The 18797-nt window shown below is 62.2% G+C and carries 14 protein-coding genes and 1 riboswitch; of the genes, 8 read left to right on the forward strand and 6 right to left on the reverse strand.

Going from position 1 to position 18797, the window contains the following annotated elements; translation table 11 throughout:
* Position 1: 1 nt before the first annotated feature.
* A complete protein-coding gene (locus M1D34_RS11305; RefSeq protein ID WP_498779080.1) occupies positions 2 to 1102 on the reverse strand; it encodes an FAD-binding oxidoreductase in 1101 nt (366 codons plus the stop codon).
* Positions 1099 to 2343 carry an aromatic ring-hydroxylating oxygenase subunit alpha gene (locus tag M1D34_RS11310; protein WP_003533331.1) on the reverse strand — a complete coding sequence of 415 codons (1245 nt, stop codon included), beginning with the start codon at positions 2341 to 2343 and terminating at the stop codon, positions 1099 to 1101. Before M1D34_RS11310 ends, M1D34_RS11305 begins: the two co-directional genes overlap by 4 nt.
* Before the next feature lie 114 nt (positions 2344 to 2457).
* Positions 2458 to 2660, reverse strand: a riboswitch (cobalamin riboswitch).
* A gap of 320 nt (positions 2661 to 2980) precedes the next feature.
* Between M1D34_RS11310 and M1D34_RS11315 the strand changes: the two genes are divergently transcribed.
* The 3 genes from M1D34_RS11315 (at position 2981) to M1D34_RS11325 (ending at position 6104) form a co-directional block, all read left to right on the forward strand.
* Positions 2981 to 3574: a DUF6656 family protein gene (locus M1D34_RS11315; protein ID WP_010968878.1), complete on the forward strand. Its 594-nt coding sequence runs from the start codon at positions 2981 to 2983 to the stop codon at positions 3572 to 3574.
* 65 nt (positions 3575 to 3639) lie between these two features.
* Complete coding sequence (locus tag M1D34_RS11320; RefSeq protein WP_498779083.1) at positions 3640 to 4614, forward strand: L-threonylcarbamoyladenylate synthase; 975 nt, start codon at positions 3640 to 3642, stop codon at positions 4612 to 4614.
* 47 nt (positions 4615 to 4661) lie between these two features.
* The gene (locus tag M1D34_RS11325; RefSeq protein WP_498779085.1) at positions 4662 to 6104 is read left to right on the forward strand and encodes an FAD-binding oxidoreductase; all 1443 of its coding nucleotides are present in this window, start codon (positions 4662 to 4664) and stop codon (positions 6102 to 6104) included.
* Between the two features lie 47 nt (positions 6105 to 6151).
* Here the strand turns inward: M1D34_RS11325 and M1D34_RS11330 are convergent, their stop codons facing one another.
* Positions 6152 to 8461 (reverse strand): DUF1217 domain-containing protein, encoded by a 2310-nt coding sequence (locus tag M1D34_RS11330; protein ID WP_498779087.1) that lies wholly within the window; start codon positions 8459 to 8461, stop codon positions 6152 to 6154.
* Positions 8462 to 8835: 374 nt separating this feature from the next.
* On the opposite strand from M1D34_RS11330, the gene M1D34_RS11335 reads away from it, so the two are divergent.
* Positions 8836 to 9402: a DUF6101 family protein gene (locus M1D34_RS11335; RefSeq protein ID WP_498779089.1), complete on the forward strand. Its 567-nt coding sequence runs from the start codon at positions 8836 to 8838 to the stop codon at positions 9400 to 9402.
* 79 nt (positions 9403 to 9481) lie between these two features.
* Here the strand turns inward: M1D34_RS11335 and ubiA are convergent, their stop codons facing one another.
* From ubiA to M1D34_RS11350, 3 genes are all read right to left on the reverse strand, one after another.
* A complete protein-coding gene (gene ubiA, locus M1D34_RS11340; protein ID WP_003533315.1) occupies positions 9482 to 10438 on the reverse strand; it encodes a 4-hydroxybenzoate octaprenyltransferase in 957 nt (318 codons plus the stop codon).
* 72 nt (positions 10439 to 10510) lie between these two features.
* On the reverse strand, positions 10511 to 11317 hold the full coding sequence (locus M1D34_RS11345) for a MipA/OmpV family protein (protein WP_010968872.1): 807 nt from the start codon (positions 11315 to 11317) through the stop codon (positions 10511 to 10513).
* Between the two features lie 370 nt (positions 11318 to 11687).
* Positions 11688 to 12503: an AraC family transcriptional regulator gene (locus M1D34_RS11350; RefSeq protein ID WP_003533310.1), complete on the reverse strand. Its 816-nt coding sequence runs from the start codon at positions 12501 to 12503 to the stop codon at positions 11688 to 11690.
* A gap of 112 nt (positions 12504 to 12615) precedes the next feature.
* Between M1D34_RS11350 and M1D34_RS11355 the strand changes: the two genes are divergently transcribed.
* The 4 genes from M1D34_RS11355 to purD all read left to right on the forward strand — a co-directional run bounded on the left by M1D34_RS11355 (position 12616) and on the right by purD (position 18726).
* Positions 12616 to 13812, forward strand: coding sequence for an MFS transporter (locus M1D34_RS11355; protein ID WP_498779092.1), 1197 nt, complete (start codon positions 12616 to 12618; stop codon positions 13810 to 13812).
* Between the two features lie 106 nt (positions 13813 to 13918).
* Positions 13919 to 14959, forward strand: coding sequence for a polyamine ABC transporter substrate-binding protein (locus M1D34_RS11360; RefSeq protein WP_498779093.1), 1041 nt, complete (start codon positions 13919 to 13921; stop codon positions 14957 to 14959).
* On the forward strand, positions 14956 to 17328 hold the full coding sequence (locus tag M1D34_RS11365) for a putative bifunctional diguanylate cyclase/phosphodiesterase (RefSeq protein WP_498779095.1): 2373 nt from the start codon (positions 14956 to 14958) through the stop codon (positions 17326 to 17328). The genes M1D34_RS11360 and M1D34_RS11365 overlap by 4 nt, the downstream gene beginning before the upstream one ends.
* Before the next feature lie 126 nt (positions 17329 to 17454).
* Positions 17455 to 18726, forward strand: coding sequence for a phosphoribosylamine--glycine ligase (purD, locus tag M1D34_RS11370; RefSeq protein WP_498779096.1), 1272 nt, complete (start codon positions 17455 to 17457; stop codon positions 18724 to 18726).
* The last annotated feature ends 71 nt before the right edge of the window (positions 18727 to 18797 follow it).

An 18797-nucleotide genomic window follows, 5' to 3' on the forward strand; every position in this document is an offset into this window, starting at 1 on the left:
CTCAGGCCTCGATCTGGACGTCGCTTGTCGGCCGCGAACAGCAGGCGAGGATGTAGCCCTCCTCGATCTCGTCGTCGAGAATGCCGCCATTGTGGTTCATCTCGACGTCGCCGGCGATCTTCAACACCCGGCACGTTCCGCAGATGCCGCCCTCGCAGGCGGCCCCGATCCTGACACCGTTGGCGCGGGCCGTCTGCAGGATCGTCTGGCCGGGAACGGCGGTCGCTTCCTTGCCGCTCATGGTAAAGGTCACCCGCGCCGCCCCGGCCCCGGCATCGGCGGTAGGCCCGGCCCGAATTGCAAGCTCCTCGGCCGCCGGCGCCGCGGCGGGCTGGAAACTCTCCTGGTGATAGCGGGCCATGTCGAAGCCCGCCGCTTCCAGCATTGCCCGAACATTGCCCATGAACGGCTCGGGCCCGCAGCAGAAGACGGTTCTTTCCAGGAAATCCGGTGCGAGCATCGGCAACTTCGCCGCGTCGATGCGGCCGCGCAGACCATGCCAGCCGTGCCGCGCCTCATGCCCCTCCACGAGGAAGCCGAGATTGAGCCCCGGCATCTGACGGGCGAGAACTTCGAGCTCCGATCTGAAGAGGAGATCGTCCGGGCGCCGGGCGCAGGAAATGAAGGTGACATCCGTTTCCGGCGCGCAGTCGGCCATCCAGCGCGTCATCGACATCATCGGCGTGACGCCCGACCCCGCCGATATGAAGAGATATTTTTCACCGGGATGACGGACGAAGCTGAAATCGCCGAGCGGCCCGAACGCCTTGAGCATCATGCCCGGCTTCAGATTGTCGAACATCCAGCGGGTGCCGATGCTTCCCGGCTGCGCCTTGACCGTGACCGCGACCGAAAGCGGGCGCGAGGGCGAGGATGACAGCGTATAGGTGCGCATCACCGGCTCGGCTGGGACGGGCAGTTCGAGCGTCACGAACTGCCCGGGCAGGTAGCGGAACCAGGCCGGCTTGTCGGAGCGGAAGGTGAAGGTCATCACGTCAGCGGTTTCGGCTACGGCCGACATGCACTCCAGCATGTGCTGACGGTCTCTCCAGGGGTCGAGCTCGTCGAAATGGTGAAAGGAGCGAGGCATTTCCATCGTCATGCCACCCGCGAGAGATGCGCGGCCCCGCCCTGAAGGCGGTCCAGCATGAAGCTCGAATACCACTCGACGAACTGCATGACGCCGCCCTCGTGTTCGGCGGAATAAGGACCCGGCTCATAGGCGGGCGAGCGGATTCCGAACGCGTTTTCCTCGACGATCTGCCGGTCCTGGTCGTTGGTCTCCGTCCAGACGTGCGTCAGCTCGTCTATCGTGTAGTCGACGCCCTCCACCGCATCCTTGTTGACCAGCCATTTGGTCGTAACCTCAGTCAGTTCCGGCCCGAGCGGCAGAACGCGGAAGGTGATCGCATGGTCGCCGAGAATGTGGTTCCAGGTCGTCGGATAATGGAAGAGGAGCAGCGTGCCGATGCCATCGGCGTCTACGCCGGTGGAGAGTTGCTTGCGGACGGCCTTCTGTCCGGACATCGTATAGCTCTCGGCGCCGTTGATGAGCGGCATTCTCGTCATGCGGAACTGGCCCGTGGGCGCGATCTTGAAGGCGCTCGGAAGGCCCGCGGCCTCGCATTTCTGCCAGTGGGCGCCGATTTCCGGATCGTTCATCGCCCCCTGGACACCGGTTACGGTCGGCGCTTCCGGATAGGTACGGCAGAGTTCCGGATGATTGGCGGCGCAGTGGTAACACTCGCGATTGTTCTCCCAGACCAGCTTCCAATTGCCCTTCTCGACGATGGTGCTTTCGAAGGCGACCTTCGTTTCCCCCAGGCGATGCGGCGCGAGATAGGCCGCGACCGTCTCGCGGAACGGCCGGAAGTCCATCGGGTGTTCGGCAAGACTGATGAAGATGTAACCGCCGACGGTCTCGCAGTGGATCGGCTTCAGACTGTGCTCGGCCGGGTCGAAGCCCTCGGGCATCTGCCGCGCGAAGAGCAGGCGGCCGTCGAGTTCGTAGGTCCACTGGTGGTAGGGACAGACGAGTTTGGCGGATGAGCCTTTGTGCTGCGTGCAGACGCGCGAGCCGCGATGGCGGCACGAATTGTGCAGTGCCCGGACCGCGCCCTGCCTGTCTCGAACGATAACGACCGGGTAATCGCCGACCTGCGCCGTGAAATAGTTCCCCGGCCGCGGGACTTCGCAATCATGGCCGATGAACAGCCAATCCTTGTACCAGATCTGCTCCAGGTCCTGACGGTAATAATCAGGATCGACGTAGAAGGCGCGGTCGAGGCTGTAGCCTTCGCGACGGGTCTTCAGCTTGCGCAGCATTTCGGTCTGAATTTCCATGCCCTTGTCCTCGTTTTTCCGCCGTTTCGGAGAGGCAGGACTGGAACCCGCGCCGGCCGCATGGACCCGCAACGCAATTGGCTCCGATCCGGCTGCCCGCCGCAACCAGCTACGGTCTATTTCTGCTTCAAGGCTGGTTTCCGGGCTCTGGAGCCGTCCGCAAGGGACCTGCCCGGCGCCTTCCCGGACGCGGTGTCCAGTGGCCTTCTGCCGTGGCTGTTCGCTCCACCACCGTTGCGGGGGCAGCGCCGGGATTTGACCGGCTTCCCAATTCTCCGCCCTCCCTTCGAGGCGGCACCTTGAGTGTCCTCATCTAAGCCTGAGGACCGGCCCGGCAACTGCCAATAGACGACATCCGATTCCAGAAAGACGACAGCCAGACGCGACACAATCGGCACGAAGGCATGCAATATTATCCATAACAAACAAGGAAATAGATGAATCCCTGCGCAGCTGGAGGATTTTTCGGCAGCGCCGTTCATGGCGCGAAGGCGAGTGGCCATTCTGCGACACGGCCCGCCAACACAAGGGTCTGATCGATGCCGGCCCGGACATACCGGGACCAATTCGTTAACTGTGATGATTTAACGTTCGCCGCGATCAACCCGCTTGCGGACAGGATGGCGCGACGACGCCCATGGCAAAACTCCGATATTACGACGCTGCCGACAAGGCGGCCGCGCCGCCGAAAGCCAAGGCTCACACCGAGTTCCTGCGGACCGGCCGGATCGATAGACGCCGGTGGATGCCGAACGAGCGACAGTATCTGAGTTATGCCGAGGTGGCGCAGCAGACGGCGCGGAAGCTGACGACAGCGGGCGAGACGACCCACAGGCGAATCAACGGCTTTCATGCCTCGATCCAGTTCCCGAAGATGGTTTTCCATCGCACGCTCCCCAGCAGTCCGCATCTCGGCTATTGCCACGTGACCGCCGCGAAAACCTGCCTCGCCAATGGGCATGAGATCACCTGGTCCTTTTATTTCGCGAACTTCTTCTGCGAGCTCGGGAACGAGACCCATTTCTTCGACCGTATCCAGCCGGGCTACTCGCGCATGTATTTCGCCGTCGCGATCGAGCCCGACGCCAGCGAGGAACGGATCGTCGTCAACCGCAACGTGCGCGGCAACGGGCTGATTTTCCGGACGCAGGATCCGAAGGTGGCGCTGAAGAACGTGCTGATGCTCGGCGCACGCGACGAAGCCTTGCGCCGGATCGTTCGCAGCCTTTGACAAAGAAAATCGTTCTGTTTTTGCGGTCGCTCCGTTAAGGAAGCGACGGAAAGGATCAGAACGCCATGGCCGAAATCATCGACACGCGCATCGAACCTGAGCGGGCAATCGAGAAAGCCTGCGCGGTTCTTTCGGACGGCGAACCGGTCGCGATCCCGACGGAGACCGTATACGGCCTTGCCGCCGATGCCACGACCCCCGATGCGATCAGCCGCATCTATGAGATGAAGGGGCGGCCGCGGTTCAATCCGCTGATTTGCCACGTCTGCGATCTGGCGATGGCAGAGGCGCATGTGACCTTCGATCCGGTTTCGAGACGTCTGGCCGAGGCCTTCTGGCCCGGCCCCCTCACGCTGATCCTGCCGCAGCGGCGGGAGAGCACCGTGCACACGCTCGCATCCGCCGGTCTCGATACGCTCGGAATTCGCATGCCCGACGGCTTCTCGCGCCGGGTGATCGCCCGGTTCGGGCGGCCTTTGGCAGCGCCGAGCGCCAACACCTCGGGCAAGATCAGCCCCACCAGTGCGGCCCATGTGCAGGCGGATCTCGGTTCCAGGCTGAAGCTCATCCTCGACGCGGGGCCGGCCGCGATCGGCCTGGAATCGACCATCGTCAAGGTCGAGAACGGAAGGTTGCGGCTGCTGAGGCCCGGGGGGCTCGACGCGGCAGAGATCGAAGCGCTGACCGGGCTCGCCATCGAGCGCCCGGAGGCCGCCGGCGCTGTCATCGAGGCGCCCGGCATGCTCGCCTCGCATTACGCTCCCGGTGCCACTGTGCGGCTCGATGCCGATGAGGTCCGGAAGGGAGAAGCCCTGATCCGCTTCGGCGGAGAGGCGCTTCCCGGTGAAGCCGATGCCGCGATCGTCCTGGATCTCAGTCCGGACGGCAGCCTGCGGGAAGCCGCCGCCAATCTTTTCGACTATATGAAAAAAGCGGATGCCAGCGGCGCCGCGACCATCGCTTTCGGCCCGATCCCGAGCGAGGGGCTCGGCGAGGCGATAATCGACCGGCTGCAGCGCGCGGCCGCGCCGCGGGGCTGATGGCCATCGGCACGCTTGAAGCAACCACGTTGATCCGAGGCAGGGCCATGACCACCGTACTTCCTTCTCCCGAACTCATCGCCTCCTTCGTCGATATCGTCGGGCCTGGCAATGCCCTCACCGCACCCGCCGACACGGCACCCTACCTCGTCGAGTCCCGCGGGCTCTACCGCGGCACGACGCCGCTCGTGCTCAGGCCCGGCTCCGTCGAGGAAGTTTCGCTGGTGATGCGGCTTGCGAGTCAGACCCGAACGGCAGTCGTGCCGCAGGGCGGCAATACCGGACATGTGGCCGGACAGATTCCACGCGAGGGCAAAGCCGACGTGGTCCTTTCCCTCGAGCGGCTGAACCGCATCCGCGACATCGACCCGGTCGGCAACGTGATCGTGGCCGACGCCGGCTGTATCCTGGCGGACATCCAGAAGGCCGCCGATGACGCCGACCGGCTTTTTCCCCTGTCACTCGGCTCGGAAGGCTCTGCCCGGATCGGCGGCAATCTTTCGACCAATGCCGGCGGCACTGCCGTGCTTGCCTATGGGAACATGCGCCAGCTCTGCCTGGGGCTGGAAGTCGTGCTCCCGACCGGGGAGATCTGGGATGGGCTCAGACGCCTCAGGAAGGACAATACCGGCTACGATCTGCGCGATCTTTTCATCGGCGCCGAGGGAACGCTCGGCGTCATAACCGGCGCCGTTTTGAAGCTCTTTCCGAAACCGCGCGGCCACCAGGTGACCTTTGCCGGCCTCAGGAGCGTCGAGGACGCACTTACGCTTTTCGATCGGGCAACAAGCGTCTGCGGGCCGGCCCTGACGGGCTTCGAACTGATGCCGCGGCTCGGCATCGAGTTCACCACCCGGCACATCGCCGGCGTCAGAGATCCGATGGAAACGACGCATCCGTGGTACGCGCTGATCGATATCTCCACCTCGGATACCGCCGAAAGCGCGGAACGGATGGTGCAAGACCTTCTCGAAGCCGTCATTGCCGACGGTCTCGTCGAAAACGCGGTCATCGCCCAGAACGAAGCGCAACGCAGAGCGCTCTGGCACATGCGAGAAAGCATGTCGCCGGCACAAAAGCCTGAGGGTGGCTCCATCAAGCATGACGTTTCGGTCCCGGTGTCGAGCATTCCGGCCTTCATGACGGAGGCGGATGCGCTGGTCTCCAAGGCCATCCCCGGCGCGCGCATCTGCGCCTTCGGCCATATGGGCGACGGCAATATCCACTACAACATCTCCCAGCCCGTCGGCGCGGACAAGCAGAGCTTTCTCGATCGGTGGCGCGAGATCAATGCGATCGTTCACGCCGTCGTGCTCAAACATGACGGCTCGATCTCTGCCGAGCATGGCATCGGCCAGTTGAAGCGAGACGAACTCGCGGCGATCCGATCGCCGATCGAGATCGAGCTCATGCGACGGATCAAGCACGCCTTCGACCCGGCGGGGATCATGAACCCCGATAAGGTGCTGCGCGAGGATCGAGGCGAGTAACGACGGCATCCCGAAGTGCGCGATTCCGGGCCGCCCGCCATTAAGCCCTACCCGCCCTTCCTGAGCTGCGACAGTTGGAAGAGCGTATCGGCGCTGATGCCGATATTGCTGCCGCTGCCTGAAAGCACCACCACGGCCGGATCGACTTCCATGTTGTTCTCCAGATCGTAGAGCACGGTGAAGCGCGCGAGGAGTTTCTTCAGTTCGGCGGGATCGCTCAGCTTCTCGAGATCGAGGTTCTTCTCGACGATCTTTGCCTGCTGGTCGATGTCCATGGAACTGAATTCGTCGGGCAGGCTGAAGATGGTGCGGAACACTTCGGCGAGCGCATCATCCGCCAGGAGATCGTAGGCGTCGACGAGCGAGCCTGCCTGGCGCTCGAAATAGAGTGCCAGGCGGACACCTGCATTGTCCTCGCCTGCCTGTTCTTCCAGCGACTGGTGCAGATACCGGTCGAGGGTCTCGTAAAGCCCCTGCCGCGTGATGATGACGCTCTTGTCCTCGCGCAGAACATTGCCGCCGCTGTCGAAATTGAACGAGGTGACCAGGGCGATGTAGGCTCCGGAGTTCTGCTGCTGATTGATGAAGCTCTTGGGATCGTCCAGATCGGAGGTGAAGATGTCGCGGAGGAAATCGACGGTGACATTCTCGGGATCGATGCCGTTTGCCTCGAGAGCGAAATCGACCAGGCGGGAATCGGCGAGAAACTCGTCGAGAGAGGAGAGTTTGGCGACTTCGGCCGTATAATATTCGGCTTCCGCTTCGGCCTTGGTCTTGTCCTCCTCCGAACCAAAACGGGACTTGTTGACGATATAGGTCTTGGCGGTCTCCTGGATCAGCGTCTCCGACTGGGCCAATGCCGGAACGCCGATATCGCCCGATGTCGTAAAGTTGAACAGCTGGGCGAGCTTCAAATAACGCTCGTCCTTCAGCGTATAGACGAAGCTTTCCGGATCGGTGAGATCGCTGGTCAGCACCCGCTTGATCGTCCGCGCGCTTTCGGAATCCGGATCGAGGCCGACGGCTTGCAGCGCGAAATCGTAGATCGAAGCCGTTTCGATGAAGTCGCTGACGGACGTCATCTTCTCTACGGCAAGCTTATAGGCGCCGATCGCCTTCTCGTCCGCTGCGTCGTCCTTGTCATTGTAGCGCGTCATGTAACGGCTGGAGGTGAGTGTCGTCTGCTCCGCGGTCTGCGCTGCATCGCCCGCCGCGAGCGTGCCATCCGCCTGGAAGTTGAAGGCCCTGGCGAGCGCCTTGTAGTTCTCGTTGCCCTTGCCGATCGTGTTGATGTAGCTGTTCGGGTCGTCCGGATCGCTGGTCAGGATATTCTTGATCGTCGCCGGCACGATCGTGACCTCGTTGAGATCGAAGGCCGTGCGGATGTAGTTATAGAGGCGCGTATCGGCGACAAGCTCGCTGACGGTCGTGATGCTCGCGATCTTCTCCTCGAAATAGGCCTTATTCAGGAGCGCCGCCTGAGGCGTGACCCGGGAATTGCTGGAGACGTAGAGTTCATTCATGGTCTTCTTGTGCGCGGCGGTCTGTGCCGATCCCGCGGCCACCGTGCCGTCGGCTTCGAACTGGAAAGCCGCCGCCATCGCCAGGTAATTGCTGACCGTGGAAATCGACTTGTTGTAGGTGGCTATCTTCGCCTGGAGTTCCAGTTTTTCCGCCTGCGTCGTGCCGCTCTGCTGGAGCTTCGCCTGAGCGTCGGCTCTGGCAGCCTCGAGCTCCGATAGTCTGGGCTCGAGCACGGTGTTCTCATAGCTTTCCGGGTCGTCGGCATTGCTGGAGAGAACCTTGCGGAGCGTTTCACGGGAGTAAGTGCTCTCGTCGATACCGAAGACAGTGAAGACATAGGTCCGCAGACGGTCATTGTTCAGAAGCTGATCGACGCTGGTGACCTTGTCGATCATGACGTTGTAGTAGCGCGTCTCTTCCTTCTGGGTTTCCCCGATGCTGGCGATACTCGTATTATAGAGGCCGATCATCTCGTCGAGCTGCGCTTCCGTCTGGGAAACCGCCGTTCCACCGCTGAAGCTGAACGCCATCGTGAAATCGCGGTATCGTTCGTCCGTCAGCTTGTTGGCAAAGCTGTTGTCGTCGGACAGATCGCTTTCGAGCACCTTCCGCATGAAGGCGACCGACTCGATCATGTCCGCCAGGCCATAGGCCTTCATCGCGTAGGAATAGAGGCGGTAATCGGCTAGGAACTCGTCGACAGAGGCCACACTGCCGATGTTCTCCCTGTAATACTGCGTATCGCGGGCGACGATCGTCTGCTCCGACACGCGCCTCAGGCTGAGCTTCATGTCCCGTGCGATCAGATTGTAGTCGAGATAAGTCGAAACCATGCGTCGCCCGCCAGCAAGGAACGGGGACCGCCGGCGCTCCGACATCCCCTGAAACCACTCCGATGATGACCAAGATCGCGCAGCATGCTTGTGTGTGGCTTTTCCCGCTGGAGCGGGACGAGGAAAGTGAGTGCCCATTTTCCGCTCGCATCCCGCGCCCTGGCAAAGCACGTCGAAAATGCCCGCGGTTTCATTGACGAATGAGAAACCTTGCGGCCTCGGCTTTTGCTAACCATCGGAGACAGCAAAGTTTTTTTAACCGCGAATTTTAAGCCGCCCGGAACGGAGCCCACCTATCCTCAGCCCGTAGAGGACGAAAAGTCCCGACAGGAAGGCCGGGAACGGCTCTCAAGGAAAAACAAGGGCGATATGAAATGCGCAATACACTCTCTCAGCCGGCTTGGGTCGAAAACACGCTCAGACTTGACCCGAAGCGCTTTCCGCAGCAAGCAAGCTACGTGCTGCGCGGGCACACGGGGAATGTCAGCATCAGCCTTGACGAGCGTGGCGCTGTTCTGCGCAAGGTGCTACCATTCAGCTGCCTGCCGCTTTCGATCGCTCTGCCGGCGCGAGCTTTCAAGGGTGTGGCGGCACGGGCAATCGACCATGGCGACGGGGAGGTTACAGTGACGCTCGAACTTCATCACGATGATCCGGATCTCTGTATCCCGCTGCTCGTGGCTCATGATCTTTCGGACATCGCCGCCGATTGGCGCGCCTGGGCCGAAGCCTATCGCATTCCGATGCTCATGGTGGAAGCCGACGGGGTCGCGCGGCCGCTTGAGGAACATATCGGCGATGTCCGCACCGCTCCCGCAAAGCCGCGCCGCCGTCATTCCTTCTTCGCCGAGCGCCGCCCGCGTTTTCTCGTGCGCCGCTCCACCGGCAGTCTCGGTATCCAGATGAAGATCGACGGCCGCGAAATCATCGCCCGGGCGTGACCGCAGCGTTCCACGCCGTAAGACATAGATCAGCAAGCCGGCCCTACGACGCTCCGCGTCCTATGGCCGGCTTTTGTATTCAAATGAGCCGCACGAGAAGCGAGAGCACAAGTCCGGCAAAGATGATCAGGCCGACGACGCCGTTGAACTTGAATAGCGCGAGACATTGCAGCGGATCGTGAATGTTTAATACGACGATCTGGTAGGCGAGCATCACCGCGGCCACCAGAAGCCCGACATAGGCGAAGAATCCGGCACCGGCCGCCAGAAAGGCGAAAAGCATCAGGAAAACCGCAATCCCGTATAGCCCGATAAGCCAGGGCTGCGGGTTGTCGCCGAAGCGGCGGGCGGTCGAGCGGACGCCGATCAGCTCGTCGTCCTCCCTGTCCTGATAGGCGTAGATGGTATCATAACCGATGGTCCAGGCGATGGCGGCAGCGTAGAGGCTGATCGCAGCCAGGGAGAGGCTGCCGAACTCCGCGGTCCAGCCCATGATCGCGCCCCAGGAGAAGGCGAGCCCGAGGAAAAACTGCGGCCAGTCCGTGAAACGCTTGGCGAAGGGATAGATCGCGACCAGCGCCAGCGAAAGGAAGCCGAGAAAAATCGTGAAACCGTTGAACTGCAGGAGCACGACGAGACCCACAAGGGCCTGCAACAGCATGAATGCCTTCGCCTGAAAGCGGGTGACGCGGCCGGAAGGCAGCGGGCGCGAACGCGTACGTGCCACTTCCATGTCGATGTCGTGATCGACGATGTCGTTGTAGGTGCAGCCGGCACCGCGCATGGCAATCGCGCCGACAGTGAAGAGAAATATATGGAAAAGGAAGCGCCCGGCCGAGAAGCTGCCGAGCGAAGCCGCCGCCCCGGCCGCCATGGCGGCCGACCAGAGGCAGGGCAACAGCAGCAATTGCCAGCCGATCGGCCGGTCCCAGCGGGCGAGCTGCGCATAGGGCCACAGCGCTCGCGGCAGAACCCGATAGACCCAATTATTGGACGGCGCGTCGTGCACGCGGCCGGAATCGATAAAACTGTTCATGGCCTTTGTTTGGCCCCGCAAAACCCGCCGGTCAAGCGCCCCATTTCATCCCGCCGCCTTCCAGGCGGCCCGTCAGGGGAGCGTGAAATCGAAGCGATAGGTTGCGGTCACCCCGACGAGGAACTGGTCGCGGCTGCCGCGCTCGCGTACGAGGCTTGAATCGGCGGCAGCGCCCATCAATCGCCGATATTCGGCATAGACACCCGTCTCCAGCTTCTCGGTCGCCATCCAGTTGATCTCCGCGCCGAGACCCGCGGAGTGAATACCGCCACCCGGATCATAGGTGCCGAGTCCCGAAGCAGCGGATTCCGCTGCGTTGACGCCATAATAGGCGTCGAAATAATCGCTCGATGCCGCCGTCAACCGCGGTCCAGCGGAAATGCGGACGGTGTCGCCCAGATCGGCGAAGGCATCCGCCGCGACATCGGCGACGACCCCGTGATGGCTGCGGATACCCTGACGTATCTCGGCGCGAAGACGCATCCAGTCCGTGGGGTAGACCTCGGCGAAACCGCCGACTTCGCCGCCGAACTTGGGACGGTCTAGTCCGTCAAGATCGCTCGAGTCGTCCTCGTCACGCTCGAAAATCAATTTGCCGACGGCGCCAGCGCGGAAATGTCCCTGGTCGAGCAGGGCGTAGGACATGTTGTCGTTGCGCGACGAAAAGCGCACGGCGCTACCAGCCTTGCCGAGCGAAACGAGCGGCGCCGCCTGAAGCATGCGCTTCGAAGAGCCTTCATACTCCGGACCGAGAAAACCAGTGGCGCCTATCTTCAGATACCAGTCTCCAGACCATGGGTACCGGCCTTCTTCGGCAGCAACGGCTCCAGCTGCAAGAAGAAAAGCCTGAGACGCAAGAAAAACAACATGAATGCGCATCTATACTCCGAAGAATAGTTCGTCAGTGGAGGAAACCCGGTACATGACTTAAGCACGTATAAGGAGTGACTCCCTAAGTCATACAACGCATTCTTATCTTCGACAAGTCACTGCGATTCTGTTAACCCGATCTTTTCAGCTTCCGCACTCACGCAGCACCGCGGCTATCTCGCAAATTGGACTAAAGGTATTTGAGAATCATCTTTAGTTTATGAAGGCTGCTGTGAGTTGGATAATGGCGTTGTAGCTCTGGTGGGTTTTGTCGGCTGCAATCGCTCCTCATTTCTGTGCTTGTCACATAGAACAAGCCGCGGCGGGTATTCCGAATCTCAACAGGACTTAGAGCAATCCCAGAAAGTGCCGACGCCGTTCAGGTCCGCTGGTCACGCAGATAGACGCTCGGCGGCGCTCCCAGCATGCGGCGGAACATGGTCGTGAAAGCCGCGACGTTCTCATAGCCGGCGTCGAGCGCCACCGTGGTGATCGGTTCGCCGTCCGCGATGCGCGGCAGCGAGGCGAAAATGCAGGCATGCTGTCGCCACGTGACGAAGCTCACGCCCGTCTCCTGCCGGAAGAGCCGCGTGAAGGAACGCCGGCTGATGCCCATGCGGGCCGCCCATGCGTCGATATTCGCCGATGCCGACGGCGCCTCCAGAAACTGCCGGCAGAGGGCTGCGAGCTTGCGGTCGCGCGGGAAAGGCAGGCCCAAAGGCCGCTGGTTGAGCCGCGGTATTTCCGTGAGCAGCAATTCCATCATCAGGCTTTCGCGCCGTTCGGACGATGCTTCGTTCCCGGCGCCGACAAGTTCGTCGATGAGGCTGCCGACGAGCGCGCTCATCTCCAGGACGAGAGGCCGGCGCGCCTCGCTTGCCTCCGGCGAGATGTAAATGGAATGCATACGCACATCGCTGACCATCTCGGCCGAATGCTCGATACCCGCAGGGATCAGCAGGGCATGTCCCGGAGGAATCATCCAGCGCCCCCCCGACGTATAGACGAGCACCACCCCCGAACGCGCCCACCAGAGTTGAGTCCGGCTGTGGCTGTGGGAGGGCACGGTGAGCCCGCAGGCGTAATCCCTCCCGATCGCGAGAACGGGCGCGTTCGCCTTCTCGATCCATTCCAGGCTTCTGAAATGGTCCGCGTCCGGCAACTTTGGCAGGTGATGTCGGTCCGATTTCGCCATATGGCCCACTCACGAAAGAACTCGACCAAATCACAAAAGCAGGCCAGCGACAAGCCGTCTAGAGATGGCCGAAAAGGCTCCCTTGGCGAGCCGCCTCCTAAGGAAACATTCCATGGCAACGGTCACGTCGGCGGGCGGCATCAGCCCGGAAAAGACAGCATTCTCGGTCATCCTGGCGGTCAGCTTCTGTCATATGCTGAACGACATCATGCAATCGCTGCTGACGGCGCTCTATCCTTTGCTCAAGGAAAATTACGCGCTCGATTTCGTCCAGATCGGCCTTCTGACGTTCACATTTCAGGTGACGGCGTCGATGCTGCAGCCGGCCATCGGCATCGTGACGGATCGTTGGGCGCTCCCCTATTCGCTGCCGTTCGCCATGCTCTCGACCTGCATGGGCCTCCTGCTTCTCGCCAATGCCGACCACTTCTGGATGCTTCTCCTGGCAGCGAGCCTGATCGGCATCGGGTCGGCGATCTTCCATCCCGAATCCTCCCGCGTGGCCCGACTTGCTTCGGGCGGCCGCCACGGCCTGGCACAGTCGCTGTTCCAGGTCGGCGGCAATGCCGGAAGCGCGCTTGGCCCGCTGCTGGCCGCATTCATCGTGCTCCCTTTCGGCCAGGGCAGCCTCGGTTGGTTCTCCATCGTCGCCATCACCGGGTTCTTCGTGCTTTCCTGGGTGAGCATGTGGTACGTGCGCCACCGCCGCGCGACCATGAGCCGTCCCGTCCCCAGCCGCGCGCTGCCGTTGCCGAAGACGCGGGTCCTGTGGACGATCGCGATCCTCGTCCTGCTGACGGCTACGAAGAACGTCTATCTCACCAGCATCTCGAGCTATTTCACCTTCTTCGTCATCGAAAGGTTCGACACCAGCGTGCAGCAGGCGCAGCTGATGCTGTTCCTCTTCCTCGGTTCGGCGGCCGCAGGAACCTTCCTCGGCGGCCCGATCGGCGACCGGTACGGCGCCCGCTTCGTCATCTGGTTCTCGATCCTCGGCGTCGTCCCGTTCACCCTTCTTCTGCCCTATGCGAACCTGTTCTGGACGGGCGTGCTGAGCGTCATCATCGGCCTCATCTTTTCGTCCGCTTTCTCGGCAATCGTCGTCTTCGCGCAGGAACTCGTTCCGGGCCGGGTGGGGCTGATCGCCGGCGTCTTCTTCGGTTTCGCCTTCGGCGCCGGCGGCATGGGCGCCGCGGTCCTCGGCATCTTCGCCGACCGGGAGGGCATCGAGTTCGTCTATAAGATCTGCTCCTATCTGCCGCTCCTCGGGCTGCTCACCGTATTTCTGCCGAAGCTGCCCGCGCGATAAACAGGCGTGCGGGCGCCTCGCGCCCGCACGATCTTTGCTCCAGCCGTAAGCATTCCTCAATCATTGCCGGATAGCGTCCGGCGATGGGGGTGTGCAGGGGCAGAGAATGAAGGCACGCGGGGTTATTTCCGTCTTTCTGGCGACACTGCTTTGCGCTTCCGCGAGCCGCGCCGAAACGCTCAACCTGCTTATCTGGGAAGACTATATCGACGAGGGTCTCATCGACCGCTGGACCGAGAAGACGGGCGTTTCCATCCGCCAGATCAATTTCGACAGCGACGATGCCCGCGACGAGATTCTTGCCGATCCGGGCCGTAACATCGATCTTGTCATCGTCGATGAGAACGGCGCGACGCTTTTCGGACGGAAGGGCATCATCGAGCCGCTCTCCGAGACCAATCTGCCCGTGCTCGAGGACTATGCGCCGGAATGGCGCAAATCCTGCGCCGGTTACGGCCTTCCCTACTTCTGGGGCACGGTCGGCATCCTCTATCGCTCCGATGTGGTCACGCCGCCACCGACGTCTTGGCGGGACATGATGCGTCCTGCGCCGGCGCTGCGCAAACACATCGCAATGTTCGCCGACCACAGCGAGATTTTCGTGCCTCCGCTGATGCTGCTCGGCGCCTCCGTCAATGCCGACGACACGCCAACGCTGAAGGCCGCATTTGCGCTCCTGAAGACGCAGGCCCCATTCGTGCTGACCTACGACTACGTCGTCACCTCGATCCAGGATCCGGCGTTAGCCGGAAATATATATCTGGCGCTGGGCTACAGCGGCGATCAGCATGTGCTCAACAGTAAAGCCGGCAAGGCGGGGCTATGGCGCTATTCGGTCCCGAAAGAGGGTACATTGTCGTGGCTCGACTGTTTTTCCGTCACGGCCGCATCCCCTCGCAAGCAACGGGCCCTCGAATTCCTGAACTTCATTGGGTCGCCGGAGGCCGCCGCTGCCAATGCGATCGCGCTCAACATGCCGACTGCAAGCAACGCGGCGCTCAAGCTCCTTCCGCAGACCATGCGCTCCGATCCGGAAATCTACCCGCCGCCCGAAATCATGGCGAAGAACCAGCATCACCAGGAATTGTCCGTCCGATCTATTGAAGCGCGCCGGCGAATCATCAACACGTTGGCGAACTTCCAGTGACCCTCGGCAAGCGTGCGCTCATCCTCATCTTTCCGGTCGTGCTGGCGGGTTATCTTCTCGCAGCTCTCTCCGTTCACGTCGCACAGAGCCGTTCCATCCGCGCACTCGAGCACGCCAAACTTTCACAACGGCTCGAGCATGCCGCCTCCGTCTTCCAGAACGAGGTTCGGCGTAGCCGCGGTGCCCTCAACGCGCTCTTGAGCGGCAACGCGCTGCGGCAATACGTGGCCGAAACCGACAAGAAATATCGCGCCAATGCGCTCGGTGTGCGGCTGCAGGAGAGCCTGACGTCGCTGTCCGACGATCCTGCGGGCTTTATCTCCCTGGCTGTTTTCAACAGCAAGCTGGAAGCGGAGTACTATTTCGAGAACAGTTGGGATCCCTTTGCGGAAATCGATCCGGCACAGCTCGATCTCGCACGCCAGTTGCTCAACGGATCGAAACTCGGCGACTGGAGCTATGTCGATTCCGCCGGCGACCGGCCGCGGGTCGTCTACTCGCTGTTCGTCGATCCGGTGACCTTTGGCCGGCCGGCTCCCAGCAACAAGGCAAATGCGCTGCTGATGCAGGTTGCGGTACAGCCCGACCGCTTTCTCAGGCTGCAGCCCCCCCTGAAAAGGGAATATGGCGCCGAGATCGTGCTCCAGCCGTGGCCGCTTGCCGTGACCGACGATCTGTCGGCAAGCGTTCCTCTCGGGCCCGCCTTGCATGCGACGCTGACCGTTTCCGATGCGCATTTCGAAGCCCAGATGCTGCGTCAGAAAGTACTCCTCGCCCTGGGCGCATTGGCCATGAGCCTCTTTTCGATCTGGCTGATCATCGTGCTCATCCGCCGCTTCATCACGGGACCGATCGCAACGCTCGATACCAACGTCATGGCGGTGATGGCCGGGGCGCGCGAGGAGATCGCCGAGGTGGACGAGGCCGGCGAAATCGGCCGTCTGACGCGAAACATCCGGGAGATGCATCGACAATCCCTGCAGTCGCTCCAACTCGTGCAGCGGAGTTCCTGGACCGACACGTTGACGGGCATCAGCAACCGGGGGCGCTTCAACATGCTTGCCGCGCAGGCCGTCCAGGAGGCTGTCGCATCCCGCGAGAAATGCAGCCTGCTTTTCATCGACATAGACAATTTCAAGTTCGTCAACGACAAACATGGCCATGATGTCGGCGACGAGCTCTTGAAAACGCTGGCCACCCGGATCGCACGCGACGTCGAAGAGATCACGCGCAGACGCGGGCAGGAGCCGGCCATCCTGGCGCGGCTCTCCGGCGACGAATTCGCGGTTCTGTTGCGTTCGCAGCCCGGCGACGGCGCGGTGCAGGAGATCTGCGGCGCGATCCTCGCTCTGTTTTCAGATGGCTTCGAACTTTCCGGCAAGCGTTATCCGGTCACGGCAAGCATCGGCGTGGCGGCATGTCCTGATGATGCGAGCTCGGTCGCGGAGCTGATCTCGAATGCCGACGCCGCCATGTACCAGGCGAAGACCGCCGGCAAGAACCGGTCCGCCCGCTTCTCCCGCGCACTCAACGACAAGCGCACCCGCCAGCGGCAGATCCAGGATGAACTGCGCTCGCTCGATCCCGACGAACAGTTTCACCTGGTCTACATGCCGATCGTCGACGCCGGCGGAAAAGTCACCGGCTGTGAGGCTCTGTTGCGCTGGCACTCGCCGGTCCTGGGGCATGTGACGCCCGACGAATTCGTTCCGATAGCCGAGAGCTCCGGTCTGTTCACGAAGATCGACTGGTGGGTCATCGACAAGGCGATGTCGGATTGCCACCAACTGAAGGCGCTGTTCGGCCCCGATACGGTTCTGGCGATCAACATTTCCTCGGCCGAGCTGCACTCGAAGTCGATCAACGAGCATTTTTCGGACTGCCTCACGCGCCACGGCCTGGAGGCGCGATCGATCGACATCGAGCTCACCGAGACATTCGCCGTCCAAATCAGCGATCAATTGCGCCTGAATATGGAAGAGCTCAGGAGCAAGGGCTTCCGGCTCTCGATAGACGACTTCGGCGCCGGCTACACATCGGTTCAGCAGATCATCGATTATGCCGCCGACACCATCAAGCTCGACCGGGCGCTCGTCTCCAACCTGGCCGCTTCGCGATCGCTGGCGGTGCTCAAAGCGGTCGTCGCGCTATGCCACGCGAAGGAGATGACCGTGGTCGGCGAAGGCGTCGATACGCCGGAAAAGCTCGCCATGCTGACGGCGGCGGGCTGCGACCGCTTCCAGGGCTATCTGATCAGCAAGCCGCTCCCGCTCGCCGAGCTGGCGATCTGGGCGCTTTCCCGGGTCGCGCTCGCCGCAGACAAGCCGGCTGACGGCGACGTCTGGCCGGTGGCTGCAAGCCGGCGCTGACGTCACTTGCGAGAGAAGGACGCTGGCTGACACCAGGAAAATTGCAGCACGGGCCGCTTTTTCCTTGACCTCGTCCTGCCTGCCGTCTTAACCGCAGCGCAACAATTCCTGACGGCGAGGATGGCGATGAAGGTTCTTCTGATCGGATCGGGCGGCCGCGAACATGCGCTTGCATGGAAGATCGCGCAGTCGCCGAGGCTGACCAAGCTTTATGCCGCCCCCGGTAATCCGGGCATCGCCGAGGAGGCCGCGATCGTAGACCTCCACACGGAAAATCATGAGGCCGTCGTCGATTTCTGCAGGACCAATGCGATCGATTTCGTGGTGGTCGGTCCCGAAGCGCCCCTGGTCGCCGGCCTCGGCGACGTGCTTCGCGCGGCCGATATTCCCACCTTCGGCCCTTCGGCCGCAGCGGCCCAGCTCGAAGGCTCTAAGGGTTTCACCAAGGACCTCTGCGCGAGATACGGGATCCCGACCGGCGCCTATAGACGCTTTACCGATGCCGAGCCCGCTAAGGCCTATATCCGCGAAGAGGGCGCACCGATCGTCATCAAGGCCGACGGGCTTGCCGCCGGCAAGGGCGTGACGGTCGCGATGAGCCTCGACGAAGCCTTTGCCGCAGTCGACGAATGCTTCGCCGGCGCCTTCGGCGCGGCCGGCGCCGAGGTGGTCGTCGAGGCCTATCTCGACGGCGAGGAAGCGAGCTTCTTCTGCCTTTGCGACGGCAAGAGCGTACTGCCGCTCGCCTCCGCGCAGGATCACAAGCGTGTCGGCGACGGCGACACCGGGCCGAACACCGGCGGCATGGGCGCCTATTCGCCCGCGCCCGTCATGACCGCCGAGATGGTGGAACGGACGATGAAAGAGATAATCGAGCCCACCGTCCGCGGCATGGCAGAAAGCGGTTATCCCTTCACCGGCGTGTTCTTTGCCGGCCTGATGATCACGGAAAAGGGCCCGGAGCTCATCGAATACAATGTCCGCTTCGGCGATCCCGAATGCCAGGTGCTGATGATGCGGCTCGAGAGCGACCTCCTGCCGCTGCTCTACGCGGCGGCCACCGGAACGCTCGAAGGGATGAAAGCGGCGTGGCGCGACGAAGCTGCCCTGACCGTGGTGATGGCCTCGCGCGGCTACCCGGGCGCCTACGAGAAAGATACGCCGATCGCGGCCCTGCCCGACGCGTCCGCCGCGACGAAGGTATTTCATGCCGGAACCGCAATGAAGGGCGGCGGGCTGGTCGCAGCCGGCGGCCGGGTGCTGAACGTCACCGCCACGGGAAAGACCGTCGGCGAGGCGAAGGACGCAGCCTATGCGGCCGTTCGCGACGTCAGCTGGGAGAACGGCTTCTATCGCAACGACATCGGCTGGCGGGCGGTCGCGCGCGAGACTGCCTGACGGCTCCAGCGAGCGGCGCTGCAGGAAAAGCCGTATCGTTCAATTTTTATCATTTCTCCTGACCGGGCGGT

The organism is Ensifer sp. D2-11, assembly GCF_054161295.1.